The organism is Burkholderia sp. BCC0397, from assembly GCF_902832865.1.
In the GTDB taxonomy this organism is placed as follows: domain Bacteria; phylum Pseudomonadota; class Gammaproteobacteria; order Burkholderiales; family Burkholderiaceae; genus Burkholderia.
This window is the reverse complement of record NZ_CADFDL010000014.1, coordinates 113,871-132,145: the sequence shown is the minus strand read 5'-3', so window position 1 is coordinate 132,145 and position 18,275 is coordinate 113,871. Positions and strand designations below refer to the sequence as shown.

At 68.6% G+C, this 18,275-nt stretch carries 20 protein-coding genes and 1 riboswitch; of the genes, 18 read left to right on the top strand and 2 right to left on the bottom strand.

The window, feature by feature from the left end:
- Nucleotides 1-14: 14 nt before the first annotated feature.
- Nucleotides 15-791, bottom strand: a complete 777-nt coding sequence (locus HWX03_RS30420; protein WP_175873810.1) for an SDR family oxidoreductase — start codon at nucleotides 789-791, stop codon at nucleotides 15-17.
- A complete protein-coding gene (locus HWX03_RS30415) occupies nucleotides 788-2,557 on the bottom strand; it encodes an ABC transporter ATP-binding protein/permease (RefSeq protein ID WP_175873809.1) in 1,770 nt (589 codons plus the stop codon). Before HWX03_RS30415 ends, HWX03_RS30420 begins: the two co-directional genes overlap by 4 nt.
- 269 nt (nucleotides 2,558-2,826) lie before the next feature.
- Nucleotides 2,827-2,950, top strand: a riboswitch (TPP riboswitch).
- Between the two features lie 225 nt (nucleotides 2,951-3,175).
- Between HWX03_RS30415 and HWX03_RS30410 the strand changes: the two genes are divergently transcribed.
- The 18 genes from HWX03_RS30410 to hisB all read left to right on the top strand — a co-directional run bounded on the left by HWX03_RS30410 (nucleotide 3,176) and on the right by hisB (nucleotide 18,258).
- Nucleotides 3,176-4,312 carry an FAD-dependent oxidoreductase gene (locus HWX03_RS30410; protein WP_175873808.1) on the top strand — a complete coding sequence of 379 codons (1,137 nt, stop codon included), beginning with the start codon at nucleotides 3,176-3,178 and terminating at the stop codon, nucleotides 4,310-4,312.
- A 32-nt stretch (nucleotides 4,313-4,344) separates the two neighbouring features.
- The gene (gene thiS / locus HWX03_RS30405) at nucleotides 4,345-4,542 is read left to right on the top strand and encodes a sulfur carrier protein ThiS (RefSeq protein ID WP_174387944.1); all 198 of its coding nucleotides are present in this window, start codon (nucleotides 4,345-4,347) and stop codon (nucleotides 4,540-4,542) included.
- Nucleotides 4,543-4,579: 37 nt separating this feature from the next.
- Nucleotides 4,580-5,395, top strand: coding sequence for a thiazole synthase (locus HWX03_RS30400; RefSeq protein ID WP_175873807.1), 816 nt, complete (start codon nucleotides 4,580-4,582; stop codon nucleotides 5,393-5,395).
- Complete coding sequence (gene thiE / locus HWX03_RS30395) at nucleotides 5,392-6,516, top strand: thiamine phosphate synthase (protein WP_175873806.1); 1,125 nt, start codon at nucleotides 5,392-5,394, stop codon at nucleotides 6,514-6,516. The genes HWX03_RS30400 and thiE overlap by 4 nt, the downstream gene beginning before the upstream one ends.
- Before the next feature lie 84 nt (nucleotides 6,517-6,600).
- On the top strand, nucleotides 6,601-7,422 hold the full coding sequence (locus HWX03_RS30390) for an ABC transporter ATP-binding protein (protein WP_006477138.1): 822 nt from the start codon (nucleotides 6,601-6,603) through the stop codon (nucleotides 7,420-7,422).
- Entirely contained in the window at nucleotides 7,419-8,186 is a 768-nt protein-coding gene (gene mlaE, locus HWX03_RS30385; protein ID WP_050013133.1) for a lipid asymmetry maintenance ABC transporter permease subunit MlaE, read from the top strand. The genes HWX03_RS30390 and mlaE overlap by 4 nt, the downstream gene beginning before the upstream one ends.
- Nucleotides 8,187-8,216: 30 nt before the next feature.
- A complete protein-coding gene (mlaD, locus tag HWX03_RS30380) occupies nucleotides 8,217-8,780 on the top strand; it encodes an outer membrane lipid asymmetry maintenance protein MlaD (RefSeq protein WP_174431364.1) in 564 nt (187 codons plus the stop codon).
- A gap of 31 nt (nucleotides 8,781-8,811) precedes the next feature.
- Nucleotides 8,812-9,786 carry a VacJ family lipoprotein gene (locus tag HWX03_RS30375; RefSeq protein WP_175873833.1) on the top strand — a complete coding sequence of 325 codons (975 nt, stop codon included), beginning with the start codon at nucleotides 8,812-8,814 and terminating at the stop codon, nucleotides 9,784-9,786.
- Between the two features lie 111 nt (nucleotides 9,787-9,897).
- The gene (locus HWX03_RS30370; protein ID WP_175873805.1) at nucleotides 9,898-10,527 is read left to right on the top strand and encodes an ABC transporter substrate-binding protein; all 630 of its coding nucleotides are present in this window, start codon (nucleotides 9,898-9,900) and stop codon (nucleotides 10,525-10,527) included.
- Nucleotides 10,524-10,799 carry an STAS domain-containing protein gene (locus HWX03_RS30365; RefSeq protein WP_174387948.1) on the top strand — a complete coding sequence of 92 codons (276 nt, stop codon included), beginning with the start codon at nucleotides 10,524-10,526 and terminating at the stop codon, nucleotides 10,797-10,799. The genes HWX03_RS30370 and HWX03_RS30365 overlap by 4 nt, the downstream gene beginning before the upstream one ends.
- A 192-nt stretch (nucleotides 10,800-10,991) precedes the next feature.
- Entirely contained in the window at nucleotides 10,992-11,918 is a 927-nt protein-coding gene (locus tag HWX03_RS30360; RefSeq protein WP_175873804.1) for an ABC transporter ATP-binding protein, read from the top strand.
- Nucleotides 11,915-12,736, top strand: a complete 822-nt coding sequence (locus HWX03_RS30355) for an ABC transporter permease (protein ID WP_244132821.1) — start codon at nucleotides 11,915-11,917, stop codon at nucleotides 12,734-12,736. The genes HWX03_RS30360 and HWX03_RS30355 overlap by 4 nt, the downstream gene beginning before the upstream one ends.
- A gap of 55 nt (nucleotides 12,737-12,791) precedes the next feature.
- Nucleotides 12,792-13,031, top strand: a complete 240-nt coding sequence (locus HWX03_RS30350) for a BolA family protein (RefSeq protein WP_006477131.1) — start codon at nucleotides 12,792-12,794, stop codon at nucleotides 13,029-13,031.
- Between the two features lie 14 nt (nucleotides 13,032-13,045).
- On the top strand, nucleotides 13,046-14,395 hold the full coding sequence (murA, locus tag HWX03_RS30345; protein ID WP_174387950.1) for a UDP-N-acetylglucosamine 1-carboxyvinyltransferase: 1,350 nt from the start codon (nucleotides 13,046-13,048) through the stop codon (nucleotides 14,393-14,395).
- Nucleotides 14,392-15,045 carry an ATP phosphoribosyltransferase gene (gene hisG / locus HWX03_RS30340; protein WP_048251409.1) on the top strand — a complete coding sequence of 218 codons (654 nt, stop codon included), beginning with the start codon at nucleotides 14,392-14,394 and terminating at the stop codon, nucleotides 15,043-15,045. The genes murA and hisG overlap by 4 nt, the downstream gene beginning before the upstream one ends.
- A gap of 24 nt (nucleotides 15,046-15,069) precedes the next feature.
- Complete coding sequence (gene hisD, locus HWX03_RS30335; protein WP_175823967.1) at nucleotides 15,070-16,386, top strand: histidinol dehydrogenase; 1,317 nt, start codon at nucleotides 15,070-15,072, stop codon at nucleotides 16,384-16,386.
- A 145-nt stretch (nucleotides 16,387-16,531) separates the two neighbouring features.
- Entirely contained in the window at nucleotides 16,532-17,605 is a 1,074-nt protein-coding gene (hisC, locus tag HWX03_RS30330) for a histidinol-phosphate transaminase (RefSeq protein WP_175873803.1), read from the top strand.
- 65 nt (nucleotides 17,606-17,670) lie between these two features.
- Nucleotides 17,671-18,258 carry an imidazoleglycerol-phosphate dehydratase HisB gene (hisB, locus tag HWX03_RS30325; protein WP_011546606.1) on the top strand — a complete coding sequence of 196 codons (588 nt, stop codon included), beginning with the start codon at nucleotides 17,671-17,673 and terminating at the stop codon, nucleotides 18,256-18,258.
- The last annotated feature ends 17 nt before the right edge of the window (nucleotides 18,259-18,275 follow it).

The following is an 18,275-nucleotide window of genomic DNA, read 5'->3' as shown; positions in this document are numbered from 1 at the left end:
GGAAGGGAGACGCGTCAGAGCGTCAGGCCGCCGTCGACGTGGATGACCTGGCCGGTGATCTGCCGCGCCGCGTCCGACAGCAGGAACGCGATCAGCGCGGCGACGTCGTCGGATTCGGCGATCCGGCCGAGCGGCGTCGCCTGTTCGGCCAGCGCCCACGCGGCCGCATTGCCGGCGCTCGGCCCGTGGTCCTTGCGCGTGAAGCCCGGCGCGACCGCATTGACGGTGATGCCGTGCGCGGCGAATTCGGCGGCCGCGGTACGCACCAGCGATTCGAGCGCGGCCTTCGCGGCGGCGGTCGCCGCGAACGGCGCATCGGCGCGGTAGCGGTGCGCGACGAACGAACTGACCGCGACGATCCGCGGCGCGGCCGACGCGTCGAGCAGCGGCCGTGCGCGGCCCGCGAGCGCGGAGAACGCACCGGGCATCGCCGCGAAGGCGGATGCGAGCGCGTTTGCGGAGAGATCGGAAAAGGATTGCCGCGCGGCGAAGCCGGCGTTCGCGACGAGCTGGTCGAGCCCGCCGAAGCGCGCAGCGGTTGTGTCGACGAGCGAGGCGGCAATACCCGGCTCGCCGAGATCGCCGGTCAGCGTGATGCATTCCGCGCCGGCCGCCGTGCACGCCTGGGCGACGTCGGCGAGCCGCGCCCGTGCCGCATCGTCCGCGCCGCGCGCATGGAGCGCCAGCGCGACGCCGGGCGCCGCGAGCCGCCGCGCGAGCGCCGCGCCGATCCCCGAACCTGCGCCGGTGATCAGCGCGATCCGCGCAAGGTGCGCGGCGCGTGCGTTCACGCGGCGACCTTGTCGTCGCTGGTCACGCGCTCGACGTTGATCGTGCCGACATGGAACGCGGCCAGCGACTCGCGGTGCGCGATGCTGACGATCGCGGCCTTCGGCAGCCGTTCGGCGAACAGGTGATAGAGGCGCGCTTCGTTGTCGGCGTCGAGCGCGCTGGTCGCTTCGTCGAGGAACAGGAAGTCGGGCTTGTGCAGCAGCACGCGCGCGCCAGCCAGCCGTTGCTGCTCGCCCGGCGACAGCACGCGCGTCCAGTGCGCGGTTTCGTCGAGGCGCTCGACGTAATCCTCGAGGCGGCATGCGCGCAGCGCGTCGCGGCACGCTTCGTCGCTGAACTTGTCGGGCGTGGCCGGGTAGGTGAGCGCGGCCTTCAGCGTGCCGATCGGCAAATAGCTCGTCTGCGGCACGAACATCATCCGCGCGCCGACCGGCGCGTCGATCGCACCGTCGCCGAACGGCCACAGGCCCGCGAGCGCACGCATGAACGTGCTCTTGCCGGAACCCGACTTGCCGATCACGAGCCAGCGCGAGCCGGGCTCGATCGTGACGTCGCCGATGTTCGCGAGCGCGTTGCCGTTCGGCAGCGCGAGCTTCAGCGACGACGTGGACAGCTTCGCGGCGTCGATGTAGTGCAGGTTGATGCCGCCGTGCTCGGTCGCGGGCGACAGGCTTTCCTTCAGGTGCGACGTGCCCATCACGCGCTTGAATTCGCGCAGACGGTTGACGGTGGCGCGCCATTCGACGAGGGTCGAGTAGCTGTTGATGAACCACGAGAATGAATCGCTGACGGTGCCGAACGCGGACGAGATCTGCATCAGCACGCCGAACGAGAACGCACCGGCAAAGTAGCGCGGCGCGGCGACGACGAGCGGGAAGATGATCGCGATCTGCCCGTAGAAGCTCAGCACGAACGTGAGCCGCTTCGTGTACTTCATCACGCGCCACCAGTTGTCGCGGATGCGCATGAAGAGGGTCTGCGCGTTGCCGGTCTCGGTCTTCTCGCCGTCGTAGAACGCGATCTGCTCGGCGTTCTCGCGCACGCGGATCAGCCCGAAGCGGAAATCGGCCTCGACGCGCTGCTGCTGGTAGTTGATCGACACGAGCGGGTGGCCGACCTTCTGGATGATCAGCGAGCCGATCACCGCGTACAGCGCGGCCGCCCACACCATGTAGCCGGGAATTGCGATCGGCGTCGCGCCGAGCGTGACCGTCAGCGCGCCGGCGAGCGACCACAGGATCGTGATGAACGACACGAGCGTGACGACCGTCGACAGCAGGTCGAGCGACAGCGCGAGCGTCGTGGTCGCGAACGACTGGAGGTCGTCGGTGATCCGCTGGTCGGGGTTGTCCGCGAGACGGTCACGCTCGATCCGGTAGAACGCGCGATCGCCGAGCCACTGGCCGAGGAAGCGGTCGGTGAGCCACTGGCGCCAGCGGAAGCCGAGCATCTGCCGCAGGTAGCGGCCGTACACGGCGAGGATGATGAACGCGAAGGCGAGCGCGGAGAACTGCATCAGCAGGTTCGGGAAGTCGTGGACATCCTTCGACTGCAGCGCGTTGTAGAACTGCGCGTTCCACTTGTTTAGCTTGACGTTGATCCAGACCACGCAGAGGTTGATCGCGATGATCGTGACCAGCAGGCCCCACGCGAATTTCCATTCGGACGATACCCAGTAGGGCTTGATGAGGCTCCATGCGGATACCGGGCGCTCGTCCTGCGGCGCGTCGGAGGCGGAGCGGACGGGATCGATCGATTGGGTCATGTGCTTCCTGATGAGTAGCCGGCGCGCGGGCCGGGCGAAGCCGGACGCGCGCCGCGATAACGCATGCCGGGACGGGGTGCCGACTGACGGCGGGCGTCCGGATGGTGGCCCGCGCGTCTTAAACGGCACTTAAGGCCGGCGGTGACGCGGCAACCGGCCGCTCGCGCGGCCGGCCTGCGGGCATTGTGCCAGAGCGGCGCGGCACGCCGGCGAATTTGCCGCAAGGGGGACAGTTTGCGGCGCTTTCCGCTTTTATGGTCTAATGACCGACGACGAAACAGGGGTGCTTCGTGGCGCGGCCGGCAGATGTTCCGGGCAGCGCGGCGAGGCTGAGAAAGACCCTTCGCACCCGATCCGGGTAATACCGGCGAGGGAAGTTTCTGATCCCGCCGGGCCGCGCTGGCTGCCATCCCACATGGTCAGCGCCCGAGTCCCGCCCGGCCGGCCTTTGCTGCCGGTTTCGTCCTTTTGGGTACGCGCATTGCGCGTTACGGAAGGAATGATGACCGCACAATCTTCAGTCTTTTGCAGGGTTCCCGTCCCGACGTCGCGTGCGTCCGCAGGCGGCGGCGCGTGCGCGTCGACGTTCGGCGCGCGTGACCGCGCGGAGGGCGCGCGATGAACGTCCGGGATGCACGACCCGATTTCGCGGTGCTCGGCGGCGGCCTCGTCGGCCGCCTGATCGCGTGGCGGCTCGCGGGCGACGGGCATCGCGTCGCGCTCTACGAGCGCGGCGGCCCGGACGGCGAGCAGTCGGCCGCGTGGGTCGCGGCCGCGATGCTCGCGCCGCTCGCGGAAGCGGCGAGCGCGGAACTGCTGATCACCGAGCTCGGCGCCGCGTCGCTCGCACGCTGGCCGCAGTGGCTCGCGGAACTGCCCGAACCCGTCTTTTTCCAGCATCACGGCACGCTCGTCGTCTGGCATCACGCGGACCGCGCGGAGGCGCCGCTGTTCGAGCGGCGCGTGCGCGCGAACGCGCCGGCCGAGCTGTTCGACGGCGGCTTCGTGACGCTCGCCGGCGCGCAGGTCGACGCGGCCGAACCCGCGCTCGCGGGCCGCTTCGCGCGCGGGCTGATGCTGCCGCGCGAAGGGCAGCTCGACAATCGCCAGGCGCTGCGTTCGCTCGCGGCGGGCCTCGCCGAACGCGGCGTCGCGCTGCACTGGCACGCGTCGGTCGACGACGCGAACCTGCCTGCCGCGCATTTCACGATCGATTGCCGCGGGCTCGGCGCGAAAGCCGCGCTGCCCGCGCTGCGCGGCATCCGCGGCGAAGTCGCGCGCGTGCACGCGCCCGGCATCGGGCTCTCGCGGCCCGTGCGGCTGCTGCATCCGCGCTATCCGCTGTACATCGCGCCGAAGCAGGACGACCTCTATGTGATCGGCGCGACCGAGGTGGAGGGCGAGGACATGTCGCCCGTCAGCGTGCGCTCCGCGCTCGAACTGCTGAGCGCGGCGTTCTCCGTGCATCCGGCGTTCGGCGAGGCGCGCATCCTCGAACTCAACGCGCAGTGCCGGCCGACGCTGCCCGATCATCGCCCGGCGGTGATCTGGGACGGCGCATCGACGCTCGCCGTCAACGGCCTGTACCGGCACGGCTTCATGATCGCGCCGGAAGTCGCGCAGGCGGCCGTCGCGTTCGCGCAGGCCGCGCTCGGCGGCGCGCTCGGCGATGCCGACGCGTTCGCCGCGTGGCGCGACGCCGCCCGCTGGCCGACGCTGCTTCATCACCGCAACGACGCGCGCCAGCCGGCCTGACGCGCGCCGCCGACCGAATCCGACCCAGCCTCATGGATATCCAGATCAATCAACAGACCCTGACGTTGCCCGACGGCGCGACGGTGGCCGACGCGCTGGCCGCGTACGGCGCGCGTCCGCCGTACGCGGTGGCGCTGAACGGCAACTTCGTCGCGCGCACGCAGCATGCGGCGCGCGCGCTCGCGGCGGGCGACACGCTCGACGTCGTGCACCCCGTCGCGGGCGGCTGAGCGCCGCCGCTTCGCCCCGCTCTTCCAGGAAAACGACATGACGTCCCACACCTCCGCCGACGCGCTGACGCTATACGGCGCAACCTTCGCAAGCCGCGTGCTGCTCGGCACGTCGCGCTATCCGTCGCTGAAATCGCTGTCCGATTCGATCGCCGCGTCGCGCCCCGGGATGGTGACGGTCGCGCTGCGCCGCCAGATGACGGGCGGCACGGCCGAAGCCGGCTTCTTCGACCTGCTCAAGCGCCACGCCGTGCCGCTGCTGCCGAACACGGCCGGCTGCCAGACCGTCGCCGAAGCCGTGACGACCGCGCACATGGCGCGCGAGGTATTCGATACCGACTGGATCAAGCTCGAACTGATCGGCGACGACTACACGCTGCAACCCGACCCGGTCGGGCTGATCGAAGCCGCCGCGCAACTGGTCAAGGACGGCTTCAAGGTGCTGCCGTACTGCACCGAGGATCTCGTGATCGGCCGGCGCCTGCTCGACGTCGGCTGCGAGGCGCTGATGCCGTGGGGTGCGCCGATCGGCACCGGCAAGGGCGTCGTGAATCCGTACGGCCTGCGGGTGCTGCGCGAGCGGCTGCCGGACGTGCCGCTGATCGTCGACGCGGGGCTCGGCGTGCCGTCGCACGCGTGCCAGGTAATGGAATGGGGCTTCGACGGCGTGCTGCTGAATACGGCCGTGTCGCAGGCCACGCACCCGGAAATCATGGCGCGCGCGTTTGCGCAGGGCGTCGAGGCCGGCCGCGCCGCGTATCTCGCCGGCCCGATGGACGCGCGCGAAACCGCGCACGCGAGCACGCCGGTCGTCGGGATGCCGTTCTGGCACCAGGACGGGGGCGGCGCATGAGCGCGCGCTTCGCCGATGCGTTCTGGCCGCCGGCCGACGAGCTGGCCGAAGCGGCCGAGCGAATTCGCGCGCGCCTCGGCGACTGGCCGGACGGCGCGGCGCCGTGGCGGCTCTGCGTGGCGGCGCCCGACGCGCCGGCTGACGGCGACGTGCTGATCGTGTCGGCCGGCGATCGTGTCGCGCAGGCGCGCGCGTCGGCCGTGTCGCGGCCTGCGTCGCCGGACGCGGTGGCGATCGAATTCGACGAGCAGGGCGCCGTGCTGCATGCGGCGGGCGTGCGCTACGCGCTCGACGCCGCGCATCCGCTCGCGGACGACTGGATCGCCGCGCTCGCCGCGTTCCTCGATTGCGGCTTCGCGCCGGTCGACGCGCTGGTGCTCGCGCTGGCGTGGCGCGACGGCGACGAGACACGCGCCGCCGACGCGTGGCCGGTCGATGCCGCGCAATTCCCGCGCGTCGCCGGGCTGCCGCCCGCGCCGGAGCCCGCGTTCGCGCCGTGCCCCGCGCAGCTCGGCCTCTATCCGGTCGTGCCGAGCGCCGAATGGGTCGAGCGCGTGCTCGACGGCGGCGCGCGAACCGTGCAATTGCGCGTGAAAGACGCGACGCCGGACGTGCTGCGCCGGGAAGTCGCGCGTGCGGTCGCGGCCGGGCGCCGCTATCCCGATGCGCGCGTGTTCATCAACGATCACTGGCAGATCGCCGCAGAAGAGGGTGCGTACGGCGTACATCTCGGCCAGGAGGACCTCGAAACGGCCGATCTCGCCGCGATCGCGCGCGCGGGCCTGCGGCTCGGACTTTCAAGCCACGGATATTACGAAATATTGCGGGCGCTGCACGAGCGCCCGAGCTACCTCGCACTCGGCCCCGTGTACGCGACCGCCACCAAGGCCGTCGCCGCGCCGCCGCAGGGCCTCGCGCGAATTACCCGCTACGCGCGCTTCGCGGGCGCGCGGGCGCCGCTCGTCGCGATCGGCGGGGTGGGGCTCGACGCGCTGCCGGCCGTGCTGGCGACGGGCGTCGGCAGCGTCGCGGTGGTCAGTGCGGTCACGGGCGCGGCCGACTATCGGACTGCGCTTATTGCATTGCAGCAATGTTTTGCCGGACAATTTGACAATCATTGACCGCAGGGCCTGGAACGGCGTCACGACATCAATCCAATGCAGGCCCTATAATTCGGCGTTCTGCGTAAAAGGACTGTCAGCTCCGTGAGCCCCACTCCTACCGAGACCCTGCTGGAACTTCGCGACGTCGACTTCGGTTACGGCGACCGCCTCGTCCTGTCCAACCTGAACCTGCGCTTCGGCCGCGGGCAGGTCGTCGCGGTCATGGGCGGCTCGGGTTGCGGCAAGACTACCGTGCTGCGCCTGATCGGCGGCCTCGTGCGCGCGCGCCGCGGCCAGGTGCTGTTCGACGGCGCCGATGTCGGCGCGCAAACGCGCGACGGCCTGTATGCGTTGCGCCGCAAGATGGGCATGCTGTTCCAGTTCGGCGCGCTGTTCACCGATATGTCGGTGTTCGAGAACGTCGCGTTCGCGCTGCGCGAGCATACCGACCTGCCCGAAGACCTGATCCGTGACCTCGTGCTGATGAAGCTCAACGCGGTCGGGCTGCGCGGCGCGCGCGACCTGATGCCGTCCGAGGTGTCGGGCGGGATGGCGCGCCGCATCGCGCTGGCGCGCGCGATCGCGCTCGATCCGCAGCTCATCATGTACGACGAGCCGTTCGCGGGCCTCGATCCGATCTCGCTCGGCATTACCGCGAACCTGATCCGCACGCTGAATCAGGCGCTCGGCGCGACGTCGATCCTCGTCACGCACGACGTGCCGGAATCGTTCGCGATCGCCGACTACGTATATTTTCTGGCCAATGGCGGTGTGCTCGCGCAGGGCACGCCCGACGAGCTGCGCGCGTCGACCGATCCGAGCGTGCGGCAGTTCATCGACGGCGCGCCGGACGGCCCGTTCAAATTTCATTACACGAGCCCGCCGCTCGCAGCGGATTTCGGGCTCGGCGGAGGGCGCGCATGATCAGCGCGATCGGACGTTACGTCATCGGCGGCCTCGAGCGGGCGGGCTACGGCACGCGCCTGTTCGTGCGCCTCGTGCTGGAATTCTTCCCGCTGCTGCGCCGGCCGCGGCTGGTCACGAAGCAGATCCACTTCCTCGGCAACTATTCGTTCGTGATCATCGCCGTGTCGGGGCTGTTCGTCGGCTTCGTGCTCGGCCTGCAGGGGTATTACACGCTGAACCGCTATGGTTCCGAGCAGGCGCTCGGCCTGCTGGTCGCGCTGTCGCTCGTGCGCGAACTTGGGCCCGTCGTCACCGCGCTGCTGTTCGCGGGCCGCGCGGGCACGTCGCTCACGGCCGAGATCGGCCTGATGAAGGCCGGCGAGCAGCTCACCGCGCTCGAGATGATGGCGGTCGACCCGATCAAGAACGTGATCGCGCCGCGCATGTGGGCGGGCATCATCGCGATGCCGCTGCTGGCCGCGATCTTCAACGCGGTCGGCGTGCTCGGCGGCTACTTCGTCGGCGTCGTGCTGATCGGCGTCGATCCCGGCGCGTTCTGGTCGCAGATGCAAGGCGGGGTCCAGGTCTGGGCCGACGTCGGCAACGGCGTGATCAAGAGCATCGTGTTCGGCTTCGCCGTGACCTTCATTGCGCTGTTTCAAGGGTATGAAGCGAAGCCCACGCCCGAAGGCGTGTCGCGCGCGACCACCAAGACGGTCGTGTTCGCGTCGCTCGCCGTACTCGGCCTCGATTTCCTGCTGACCGCGCTGATGTTCAGCTAAGCCTCAGCCAAGCCAAATTTTGGAATGACGATGAAAAAGACTGCTCTCGACTTCTGGGTCGGCCTGTTCGTGGTGGTGGGCTTCCTTGCGGTGCTGTTCCTGGCGCTGAAGGTCGGCAACATGAGCTCGCTGTCGTTTCAGCCGACCTACTCGGTGAGGATGAAATTCGACAATATCGGCGGGCTGAAGCCGCGCGCGGCCGTGAAGAGCGCCGGCGTCGTGGTCGGCCGCGTGAAGTCGATCGGTTTCGACACGAACACGTACCAGGCGCTCGTCACGATCGACGTCGACGGCCAATACCCGTTCCCGAAGGATTCGTCGGCGAAGATCCTGACGTCGGGCCTGCTCGGCGAGCAATATATCGGCCTCGATCCGGGCGGCGACACCGAAATGCTGAAGTCGGGCGATACGATCACGATGACGCAGTCGGCGATCGTGCTCGAGAACCTGATCGGCCAGTTCCTGTACAGCAAGGCCGCCGATGCGGGCGGCGCGAAGCCGGCCGCCGGCGCATCGGCCGCGCCGGCCGCTCCGGCACCGGTGGCGATACCGGCGTCGGCGGTGTCCGCCGCGTCCGGCTCGGCGGCTCAATAACCACGCGAGAGAAAACAAGAGGGTAATGACCATGCACACGATCCGCATCAGGCACGCCGCGCTGGCGGTAGCGGCAGTCGCCGCGTTGAGCGGCTGCGCGACCGTGCAGACGCCGACCAAGGGCGATCCGCTCGAAGGCTTCAACCGGACGATGTACACGTTCAACGACAAGGTCGACACGTACGCGCTGAAGCCGGTCGCGAAGGGCTACCAGTACGTGGTGCCGCAGCCGGTGCGCGACAGCGTGACGAACTTCTTCTCGAACATCGGCGACGTCTACATCGCGGCGAACAACATCGTGCAGCTGCGGATCGCGGACGGTGTCGGCGACATCATGCGCGTCGTGATCAACACGGTGTTCGGCGTCGGCGGCCTGTTCGACGTCGCGACGATCGCGAAGCTGCCGAAGCACACGGCCGACTTCGGGATCACGATGGGTCGCTACGGCATGCCGTCGGGCCCGTATCTCGTGCTGCCGCTGCTCGGCCCGAGCACGCTGCGCGACACGGCCGGCCTCGGCGTCGACTACGTCGGCAACCCGCTCACCTACGTGAAGCCGGATGGCCTGAGCTGGGGCCTGTTCGGCGTGAACCTCGTCAACACGCGTTCGAACCTGCTCGGCGCGGGCGACGTGCTCGATGCCGCGGCGCTCGACAAGTATTCGTTCGTGCGCAACGCGTACCTGCAGCGCCGCCAGATGCTGATCAGCAACGCGCGCGGCGAGGCCGCCGCGACGTCGAGCAACGACGCGCTGCCGAAGTACGACCTGCCGGAAGACGGCGCGGCACCGGCGGCAGCCGGCGCGGCCGGTACGGCGGGCGCAGCAGCAGTGGGCGGCGCGGCGCCGGCGCCGGCGCCGGCGGGTGCATCGGGCGCGGCGGTTGCTGCGCCGGCCTCCGGCACGGCCGAATCGCCGAACCCGGCCAGCGAGACGAACGTGCCGGCCATGCAGGTGGCGCCGCCGTCGCCGGGCGGGTTCCGGTTCCCGAGCATCCGGCTGCACTGACGGATTTACATTCGTTACAGCCGGAAACGATTCAGTCGGTAGCGTATGCGAACTTGCGCGTAAGCTACCTGCTCCAACCTTCGCATCGACTCATTCATGCAGGCCACTATGATGAAAAAACTGTTCCTGATCCCCGTTTTCGCGGCGCTGTTCTCGTTCGGCAGCGCAGCTCACGCGCAAGTCGACCAGTCGAACCCGCAGGCGCTGATCAAGACGGCGACGCAGCAGGTGCTCGACGAAGTCAAGCAGCAGACGATCAAGCAGGGCGATACCAACCGCATCATCACGATCGTCAACAAGGACATCCTGCCGTACACCGATTTCCGCCGCACCACGCAACTGGCGATGGGCCGCAACTGGCGCACGGCGACGGCCGAGCAGCAGCAGCAGGTTCAGGAGCAGTTCAAGCTGCTGCTGATCCGCACGTATTCGGGCGCGCTCGCGCAGCTGAAGCCGGACCAGCAGATCCAGTACCCGCCGTTCCGCGCCGATTCGGCCGATACCGACGTCGTGGTCAAGACGGTCGCGATGAACAACGGCCAGCCGGTCCAGATCGACTACCGCCTGTACAAGACGGCGAACGGCTGGAAGGTGTATGACCTGAACGTGCTCGGCGCGTGGCTGATCCAGACGTACCAGCAGCAGTTCAACGAGAAGATCCAGCAAAGCGGCGTGGACGGCCTGATCAAGTTCCTGACGCAGCGTAACCAGGAACTTGCCGCGGGCAAGCAGGCGTCGTGAGCGGCTTCGAAGCCGCCTCCTCGCTGACCGTCGCGAGCGCGAAGTCCGCGCTCGCGGACGGTCTTGCGCGCATCGGCGCCGGCGCGACCGCCGTCGATTGCGCGGCGCTGACGCAGTTCGACTCGTCCGCGCTCGCCGTGCTGCTTGCATGGCAACGTGCCGCCAAAGCGCGCGGCGCAGCCCTCGACATCCTCAATCTCCCTCCGAAGCTCGCCAGCCTCGCGCGCGCCTACGGCGTCGACGCGCTCATCGAAGGCACCGGGCGACATTGACCCTGTCCGACCGAAGCCTGCCGCGCCAGCCGGCGCGCGCACGCTTCAGGCCGCGCGCCGCCGGCGCCGGCTCCACCAGCCGGTTTGCCCTATAATCAAGCGTTTTGCGGGGCAGCCAATCGGCGTCCGGCCCCCATTTTCTTTCGCAGCAAGCACAGAATAGGCGTCGCGGCCCTTGCGTCGCGCACAGTCATGTCAGCCATAGAAATCCGTCACGTCAAGAAGCGCTACAAGTCGCTTCAGGCGCTCAAGGGCGTCAGCCTGTCGGTCGAGGAAGGCGAGTTTTTCGGTCTGCTCGGCCCCAACGGCGCAGGCAAGACCACGCTCATCAGTATCCTCGCCGGGCTCGCCCGGGCCGACGAAGGCAGTATCTCGGTGCGCGGTCACGACGTCGTCCAGGACTTCCGCAACGCGCGCCGCGCACTTGGCGTCGTCCCGCAGGAACTCGTTTTCGACCCGTTCTTCACCGTCCGCGAGACGTTGCGGATCCAGTCCGGCTATTTCGGGCTGCGCCACAACGACGACTGGATCGATGAAGTGATGGCCAATCTCGATCTGACCGAGAAAGCCGACGCGAACATGCGCGCGCTGTCGGGCGGGATGAAGCGCCGCGTGCTGGTCGCGCAGGCGCTCGTGCACCGGCCGCCCGTGATCGTGCTCGACGAGCCGACCGCCGGCGTCGACGTCGAATTGCGCCAGACGCTGTGGAAATTCATCTCGCGCCTGAACCGCGAGGGTCACACGATCGTGCTGACCACCCATTACCTCGAGGAAGCCGAGTCGCTGTGCGACCGCATCGCGATGCTGCGCCGGGGCGAAGTCGTCGCGCTCGATCGCACCGACGCGCTGCTGCGCCGCTTCGCGGGCCTGCAGCTGTACCTGCGGCTCGCGACGGGCGCGCTGCCGGCCGAGCTGCGCGGGCTGGAAACCGACCCGGCCGCGCGCGCGCCGGGCGAGCACCTGCTGCGCCTCGCGAGCTATGACGAGGTCGAACGGATCCTCGCGCAATGCCGCGCGGCGGGCTGCACGTTCGACGAGATCGAGGTCCGCAAGGCCGACCTCGAGGATGTGTTCGTCCAGGTGATGAACGGGGCCGAGGTGATCGAGGGGCTGGCATGAATCAACACTCCCCACGCGAACTGCGTGCGCTGCCGTCCGAGGGGACGGCCCGGCGCGTGCCGGGAAGCGGGTTTCGAACGCTGTTCTACAAGGAACTGCTGCGTTTCTGGAAGGTGTCGTTCCAGACGGTGCTCGCGCCGATCGTCACGGCGCTGCTGTACCTGACGATCTTCGGCCACGCGCTGTCGGGCCGCGTCGAGGTGTATCCGGGCGTCGAATACGTGAGCTTTCTCGTGCCGGGCCTCGTGATGATGAGCGTGCTGCAGAACGCGTTCGCGAACAGCTCGTCGTCGCTGATCCAGTCGAAGATCACCGGCAACCTCGTGTTCATGCTGCTGCCGCCGCTGTCGTCCCGCGACATCTTCGGCGCGTACGTGCTCGCGTCCGTCGTGCGCGGGCTCGCGGTCGGCGCCGGCGTGTTCGTCGTGACGATCTGGTTTATCCCGATGCACTTCGCGGCGCCGCTGTTCATCATTGCGTTTGCGCTGCTCGGCTCGGCGATCCTCGGCACGCTCGGCCTGATCGCCGGGATCTGGGCCGAGAAGTTCGACCAGCTCGCCGCGTTCCAGAACTTCCTGATCATGCCGCTGACGTTTCTGTCCGGCGTGTTCTATTCGACGCACTCGCTGCCGCCCGTGTGGCGCGAAGTGTCGCGTCTCAACCCGTTTTTCTACATGATCGACGGCTTCCGTTTCGGGTTCTTCGGCGCGTCCGACATCAACCCGTTCGCGAGCCTCGCGATCGTCACCGGTTTCTTCGTGCTGCTCGCGCTGATTGCGATGCGGCTGCTCGCGACCGGCTACAAACTGCGTCATTGATATCGACAGGCCGCGGCCGCCCCCGGGCGGCGCGCGCCGACAGGAGCCTTACACCATGTTGCCGACTCCCGAACAGGTCAAGCAATACATCGCCGGCGGTCTCGCCTGCACGCATCTGGAAGTCGAAGGCGACGGCCAGCATTTCTTCGCGACGATCGTGTCGGCGGCCTTCGAAGGCAAGCGGCCGATCCAGCGGCACCAGCTCGTCTATGCGGCGCTCGGCGATCGCATGAAGCAGGAAATTCACGCGCTCAGCATGAAGACGCTGACGCCCGCCGAATGGCAGAACGCATAACCGGAAATCACTGAGTGCAAGTCACCGTCAACGAGCGCGACGCCGTCCAGAGCGTCGCCACGGCACACCCGGCCGCCAACGGGGAATCGCAGGGACAGGGGATGGACAAGCTCGTGATCGAAGGCGGTCGTCGCCTGTCCGGCGAGATCGTCGTGTCGGGCGCGAAGAACGCCGCGCTGCCGATCCTGTGCGCGGGGCTGCTCAGCGCCGAGCCGGTCGAGCTCGACAACGTGCCGAACCTGAAGGACGTGCGCACCACGCTGAAGGTGCTGAACCAGATGGGCGTGAAGAGCGAGACCGACGGCTGCCGCGTGCAGCTCGACGCGTCGCGCGTCGACAACCTCGTCGCGCCGTACGAGCTCGTGAAGACGATGCGCGCATCGATCCTCGTGCTCGGGCCGCTGCTCGCGCGCTTCGGCGAGGCGAAGGTGTCGCTGCCGGGCGGCTGCGCGATCGGCGCGCGGCCGGTCGACCAGCACATCAAGGGCTTGCAGGCGATGGGCGCCGAGATCAGCATCGAGCACGGCTTCATCGAAGCGCGCGCGAAGCGCCTGAAGGGCGCGCGCATCGTGACCGACATGATCACGGTGACGGGGACCGAAAACCTGCTGATGGCCGCGACGCTCGCCGACGGCGAGACGGTGATCGAAAACGCCGCGCGCGAGCCGGAAGTGAGCGATCTCGCACACTTGCTGGTCGCGATGGGCGCGAAAATCGACGGCATCGGCACCGACCGCCTCGTGATCCAGGGCGTCGAGCGGCTGCACGGCGCGCGTCATTCGGTGATCCCCGACCGTATCGAGGCCGGCACGTTCCTGTGCGCGGTCGCGGCGGCCGGCGGCGACGTGAGGCTGACGGGCGTGCGCCCGCACATTCTCGACGCGGTGATCGACAAGCTGCGCGAAGCCGGCGTGTCGATCGAGGAAGGCGACAGCTGGCTGCGCGTGAAGATGGACCGCCGCCCGTCGGCGGTGACGATCCGCACGTCGGAATACCCGGCGTTCCCGACCGACATGCAGGCGCAGTTCATGGCCCTCAATACGGTCGCGACGGGCACCGCGCAGGTCGTCGAAACCATTTTCGAGAACCGCTTCATGCACGTGCAGGAGCTGAACCGGCTCGGCGCGAACATCACGATCGACGGCAACACGGCGCTCGTGACGGGTGTCGACAAGCTGTCGGGCGCGAACGTGATGGCGACCGACCTGCGTGCGTCGGCGAGCCTCGTGATCGCCGGGCTGCGCGCCGACGGCGAAACGCTCGTCGACCGCATCTATCACCTGGACCGCGGTTACGACCGCATGGAAGCCAAACTGACCGCCGTCGGCGCGAACGTGCGCCGCCTTTCCGGGAGCCAAGCATGACCGCGCCGCTGACCCTCGCCCTGTCGAAGGGCCGGATTTTCGAGGAAACCCTGCCGCTGCTGGCTGCCGCCGGCATACAGGTGGCCGAGGATCCGGAAACGTCGCGCAAGCTGATCCTGCCGACGACCGATCCGAACCTGCGCGTGATCATCGTGCGCGCGAGCGACGTGCCGACCTATGTCGAATACGGCGCGGCCGATTTCGGCGTGGCCGGCAAGGACGTGCTGGTCGAGCACGGCGGCTCGGGCCTGTACCAGCCGATCGATCTGAACATTGCGCGCTGCCGGATGTCGGTGGCCGTGTCCGCCGGTTTCGACTACGCGAACGCGGTGCGCCAGGGCGCGCGCCTGCGGGTCGCGACGAAATACGTCGAAACGGCGCGCGAACACTTTGCCGCGAAGGGCGTGCACGTCGACCTGATCAAGCTGTACGGCTCGATGGAGCTGGCGCCGCTGGTCGGGCTGGCCGACGCGATCGTCGACCTCGTCAGCTCGGGCGGCACGCTGAAGGCGAACAATCTGGTCGAGGTCGAGGAGATCATGGCGATCTCGTCGCGCCTCGTCGTGAACCAGGCTGCGCTGAAGTTGAAGCGCGCGGCGCTCAAGCCGATTCTCGACGCGTTCGAACGCGCGTCGCAGAATGGCGGTTGAGCGCATCACCGTAACGGAACTCCCATGTCCATCACCATCCGCAAGCTCGATTCGACGAACGAAGGCTTCGGCGCCGCGCTGCGCGCCGTGCTCGCGTTCGAGGCGAGCGAAGACGAAGCGATCGAGCAATCGGTCGCGCAGATCCTCGCCGACGTGAAGTCGCGCGGCGACGCCGCGGTGCTCGAGTACACGAACCGCTTCGACCGGCTGAGCGCGGACAGCGTCGCCGCGCTCGAACTGCCGCAGGACGCGCTGCAGACGGCGCTCGACGGCCTCGCGCCGAAGGCGCGTGCGGCGCTGGAAGCGGCCGCGGCGCGGGTGCGCGCGTACCACGAGAAGCAGAAGATCGAGTGCGGCACGCATAGCTGGCAGTACACGGAAAGCGACGGCACGGTGCTCGGCCAGAAGGTCATGCCGCTCGACCGCGTCGGCCTGTACGTGCCGGGCGGCAAGGCCGCGTATCCGTCGTCGGTGCTGATGAACGCGATTCCCGCGCGCGTCGCGGGGGTCGGCGAGATCGTGATGGTCGTGCCGACGCCGGACGGCGTGAAGAACGAGCTCGTGCTCGCCGCGGCGCTGCTCGGCGGCGTCGATCGCGTGTTCACGATCGGCGGCGCGCAGGCGGTCGGCGCGCTCGCGTACGGCACGGCGACGGTGCCGGCCGTCGACAAGATCTGCGGCCCCGGCAACGCGTACGTCGCGTCGGCGAAGCGCCGCGTGTTCGGCACGGTCGGCATCGACATGATCGCCGGGCCGTCGGAAATCCTCGTGCTGTGCGACGGCACGACCGATCCGAACTGGGTCGCGATGGACCTGTTCTCGCAGGCCGAGCACGACGAACTCGCGCAGTCGATCCTGCTGTGCCCGGACGGCGCGTTCCTCGATCGCGTCGAGAGGGCGATCGACGAGCTGCTGCCGACGATGCCGCGCCAGGACGTGATCCGTGCGTCGCTCGAAGGCCGCGGCGCGCTGATCAAGGTGCGCGACATGGCCGAGGCGTGCCGGATCGCGAACGACATCGCGCCGGAACACCTCGAAATCTCGGCGCTGGAGCCGCAGCAATGGGGCCAGCAGATCCGCCATGCGGGCGCGATCTTCCTCGGCCGCTACACGAGCGAGAGCCTCGGCGACTACTGCGCGGGCCCGAACCACGTGCTGCCCACGTCGCGCACCGCGCGCTTCTCGTCGCCGCTCGGCGTGTACGACTTCATCAAGCGCTCGAGCCTGATCGAGGTCAGCGCGGAAGGCGCGCAGACGCTCGGCGAGATCGCGTCCGAGCTTGCCTACGGCGAAGGGCTGCAGGCGCACGCGAGGAGCGCCGAGTTCCGGATGAAGGGCTGACCGCGCAGGGTGCGCGGGGCCGGGCGGGCGCCGAGGCGCGCCGGCATCGGCGGTACCCGGAGCGGGGCCGGAGACGAGTGCAGGGCGGCAGCCGCCGCCTTGCCGACCAATTTGACGCCGGCGCGACGCACGCCGGCTTGAGACCATGACGACGCCACAAGACATCATCCGCCGCGACGTGCTCGCGATGACGAGCTATCCGGTTCCCGACGCGAGCGGCTTCGTGAAGCTCGACGCGATGGAGAACCCGTATCCGCTGCCGGAGCCGCTCGCCGCGGCGCTCGGCGAGCGGCTCGCGCAGGTCGCGCTGAACCGCTACCCGGCGCCGCGCCCGGCCGCGCTGCTCGACAAGCTGCGCCACGCGATGCACGTGCCGGCCGGCTGCGACGTGCTGCTCGGCAACGGTTCCGACGAAATCATCAGCATGATCTCGGTCGCGTGTGCGCAGCCGGGTGCGAAGGTGCTCGCGCCGGTGCCGGGCTTCGTGATGTACGAGCTCTCCGCGAAGCTCGCGCAGCTCGAATTCGTCGGCGTGCCGCTGAAGGCCGACCTGACGCTCGACGTCGACGCGATGCTCGCGGCGATCGCCGAGCACCGGCCGGCGATCGTCTATCTCGCGTATCCGAACAACCCGACCGGCACGCTGTACGACGACGCCGACGTCGAACGGATCGTCGCGGCCGCGCGGCACAGCCTGATCGTGATCGACGAGGCGTACCAGCCGTTCGCCGAGCGTTCGTGGCTGCCGCGCGTCGGCGAGTTCGACAACGTCGTCGTGATGCGCACGGTGTCGAAGCTCGGCCTCGCGGGTATCCGCCTCGGCTATCTCGTCGGCTCGCCCGCGTGGCTGAACGAATTCGACAAGGTGCGCCCGCCGTACAACATCAACGTGCTGACCCAGGCGACCGCCGATTTCCTGCTCGACCACCTCGACGTGCTCGATGCGCAGGCGGCCGAATTGCGCGCGGAGCGCGCGCGCCTTGCGCAGGCGGTGGCCGCGCTGCCGGGCGCGACGGTGTTCCCGAGCGCCGGCAATTTCCTGCTGGTGCGCGTGCCGGACGCGGCTGCCGTGTTCGATGCGCTGCTCACCGAGCGGGTGCTGGTCAAAAACGTGAGTAAAATGCATCCATTACTGGCCGAATGCGTGCGGCTGACCGTCGGTTCTCCCGACGAAAACGCCCGCCTGCTGGCCGCCTTGAAACTCGCGCTGCCCGGTTGAGCCCAGGGCGCGGCGGCGCGCGACGATCAATCCCCATTTACATCAGACTCAATCAAGGAATTGCCATGCGTGTGGCGGAAGTCGTTCGCAATACCAGCGAAACGCAGATCCGTGTGAAGCTCGATCTCGACGGTACGGGCCGGCAGAAGCTGGCCACCGGCGTGCCGTTTCTCGATCATATGCTCGACCAGATCGCGCGACACGGTCTGGTCGATCTCGAGGTCGAAGCGCATGGCGACACGCATATCGACGATCACCATACGGTCGAGGACGTCGGCATCACGCTTGGCCAGGCCGTCGCGAAGGCGATCGGCGATCGCAAGGGCATTCGCCGCTACGGCCATTCGTACGTGCCGCTCGACGAGGCGCTGTCGCGCGTCGTGATCGACTTCTCGGGCCGGCCGGGCCTCGAATTCCACGTGCCGTTCACGCGCGCGCGGATCGGCACGTTCGACGTCGACCTGTCGATCGAATTCTTCCGCGGGTTCGTGAACCACGCGGGCGTCACGCTGCACATCGACAACCTGCGCGGGATCAACGCGCACCATCAGCTCGAGACGGTGTTCAAGGCCTTCGGCCGCGCGCTGCGTGCGGCGGTGGAGCTCGACGAGCGCGCGGCGGGGCAGATTCCGTCGACCAAAGGCAGCCTCTGAACTTCCGAACGGACGGA

Excerpts from the sequence above, each read along its gene's own strand:
- HWX03_RS30415 (WP_175873809.1), bottom strand. The coding sequence starts at position 2,557 with ATGACCCAATCGATCGATCCCGTCCGCTCCGCCTCCGACGCGCCGCAG.
- HWX03_RS30410 (WP_175873808.1), top strand. The coding sequence starts at position 3,176 with ATGAACGTCCGGGATGCACGACCCGATTTCGCGGTGCTCGGCGGCGGC.
- thiS (WP_174387944.1), top strand. The coding sequence starts at position 4,345 with ATGGATATCCAGATCAATCAACAGACCCTGACGTTGCCCGACGGCGCG.
- HWX03_RS30400 (WP_175873807.1), top strand. The coding sequence starts at position 4,580 with ATGACGTCCCACACCTCCGCCGACGCGCTGACGCTATACGGCGCAACC.
- thiE (WP_175873806.1), top strand. The coding sequence starts at position 5,392 with ATGAGCGCGCGCTTCGCCGATGCGTTCTGGCCGCCGGCCGACGAGCTG.
- mlaE (WP_050013133.1), top strand. The coding sequence starts at position 7,419 with ATGATCAGCGCGATCGGACGTTACGTCATCGGCGGCCTCGAGCGGGCG.
- mlaD (WP_174431364.1), top strand. The coding sequence starts at position 8,217 with ATGAAAAAGACTGCTCTCGACTTCTGGGTCGGCCTGTTCGTGGTGGTG.
- HWX03_RS30375 (WP_175873833.1), top strand. The coding sequence starts at position 8,812 with ATGCACACGATCCGCATCAGGCACGCCGCGCTGGCGGTAGCGGCAGTC.
- HWX03_RS30370 (WP_175873805.1), top strand. The coding sequence starts at position 9,898 with ATGAAAAAACTGTTCCTGATCCCCGTTTTCGCGGCGCTGTTCTCGTTC.
- HWX03_RS30360 (WP_175873804.1), top strand. The coding sequence starts at position 10,992 with ATGTCAGCCATAGAAATCCGTCACGTCAAGAAGCGCTACAAGTCGCTT.
- HWX03_RS30355 (WP_244132821.1), top strand. The coding sequence starts at position 11,915 with ATGAATCAACACTCCCCACGCGAACTGCGTGCGCTGCCGTCCGAGGGG.
- HWX03_RS30350 (WP_006477131.1), top strand. The coding sequence starts at position 12,792 with ATGTTGCCGACTCCCGAACAGGTCAAGCAATACATCGCCGGCGGTCTC.
- hisG (WP_048251409.1), top strand. The coding sequence starts at position 14,392 with ATGACCGCGCCGCTGACCCTCGCCCTGTCGAAGGGCCGGATTTTCGAG.
- hisD (WP_175823967.1), top strand. The coding sequence starts at position 15,070 with ATGTCCATCACCATCCGCAAGCTCGATTCGACGAACGAAGGCTTCGGC.
- hisC (WP_175873803.1), top strand. The coding sequence starts at position 16,532 with ATGACGACGCCACAAGACATCATCCGCCGCGACGTGCTCGCGATGACG.
- hisB (WP_011546606.1), top strand. The coding sequence starts at position 17,671 with ATGCGTGTGGCGGAAGTCGTTCGCAATACCAGCGAAACGCAGATCCGT.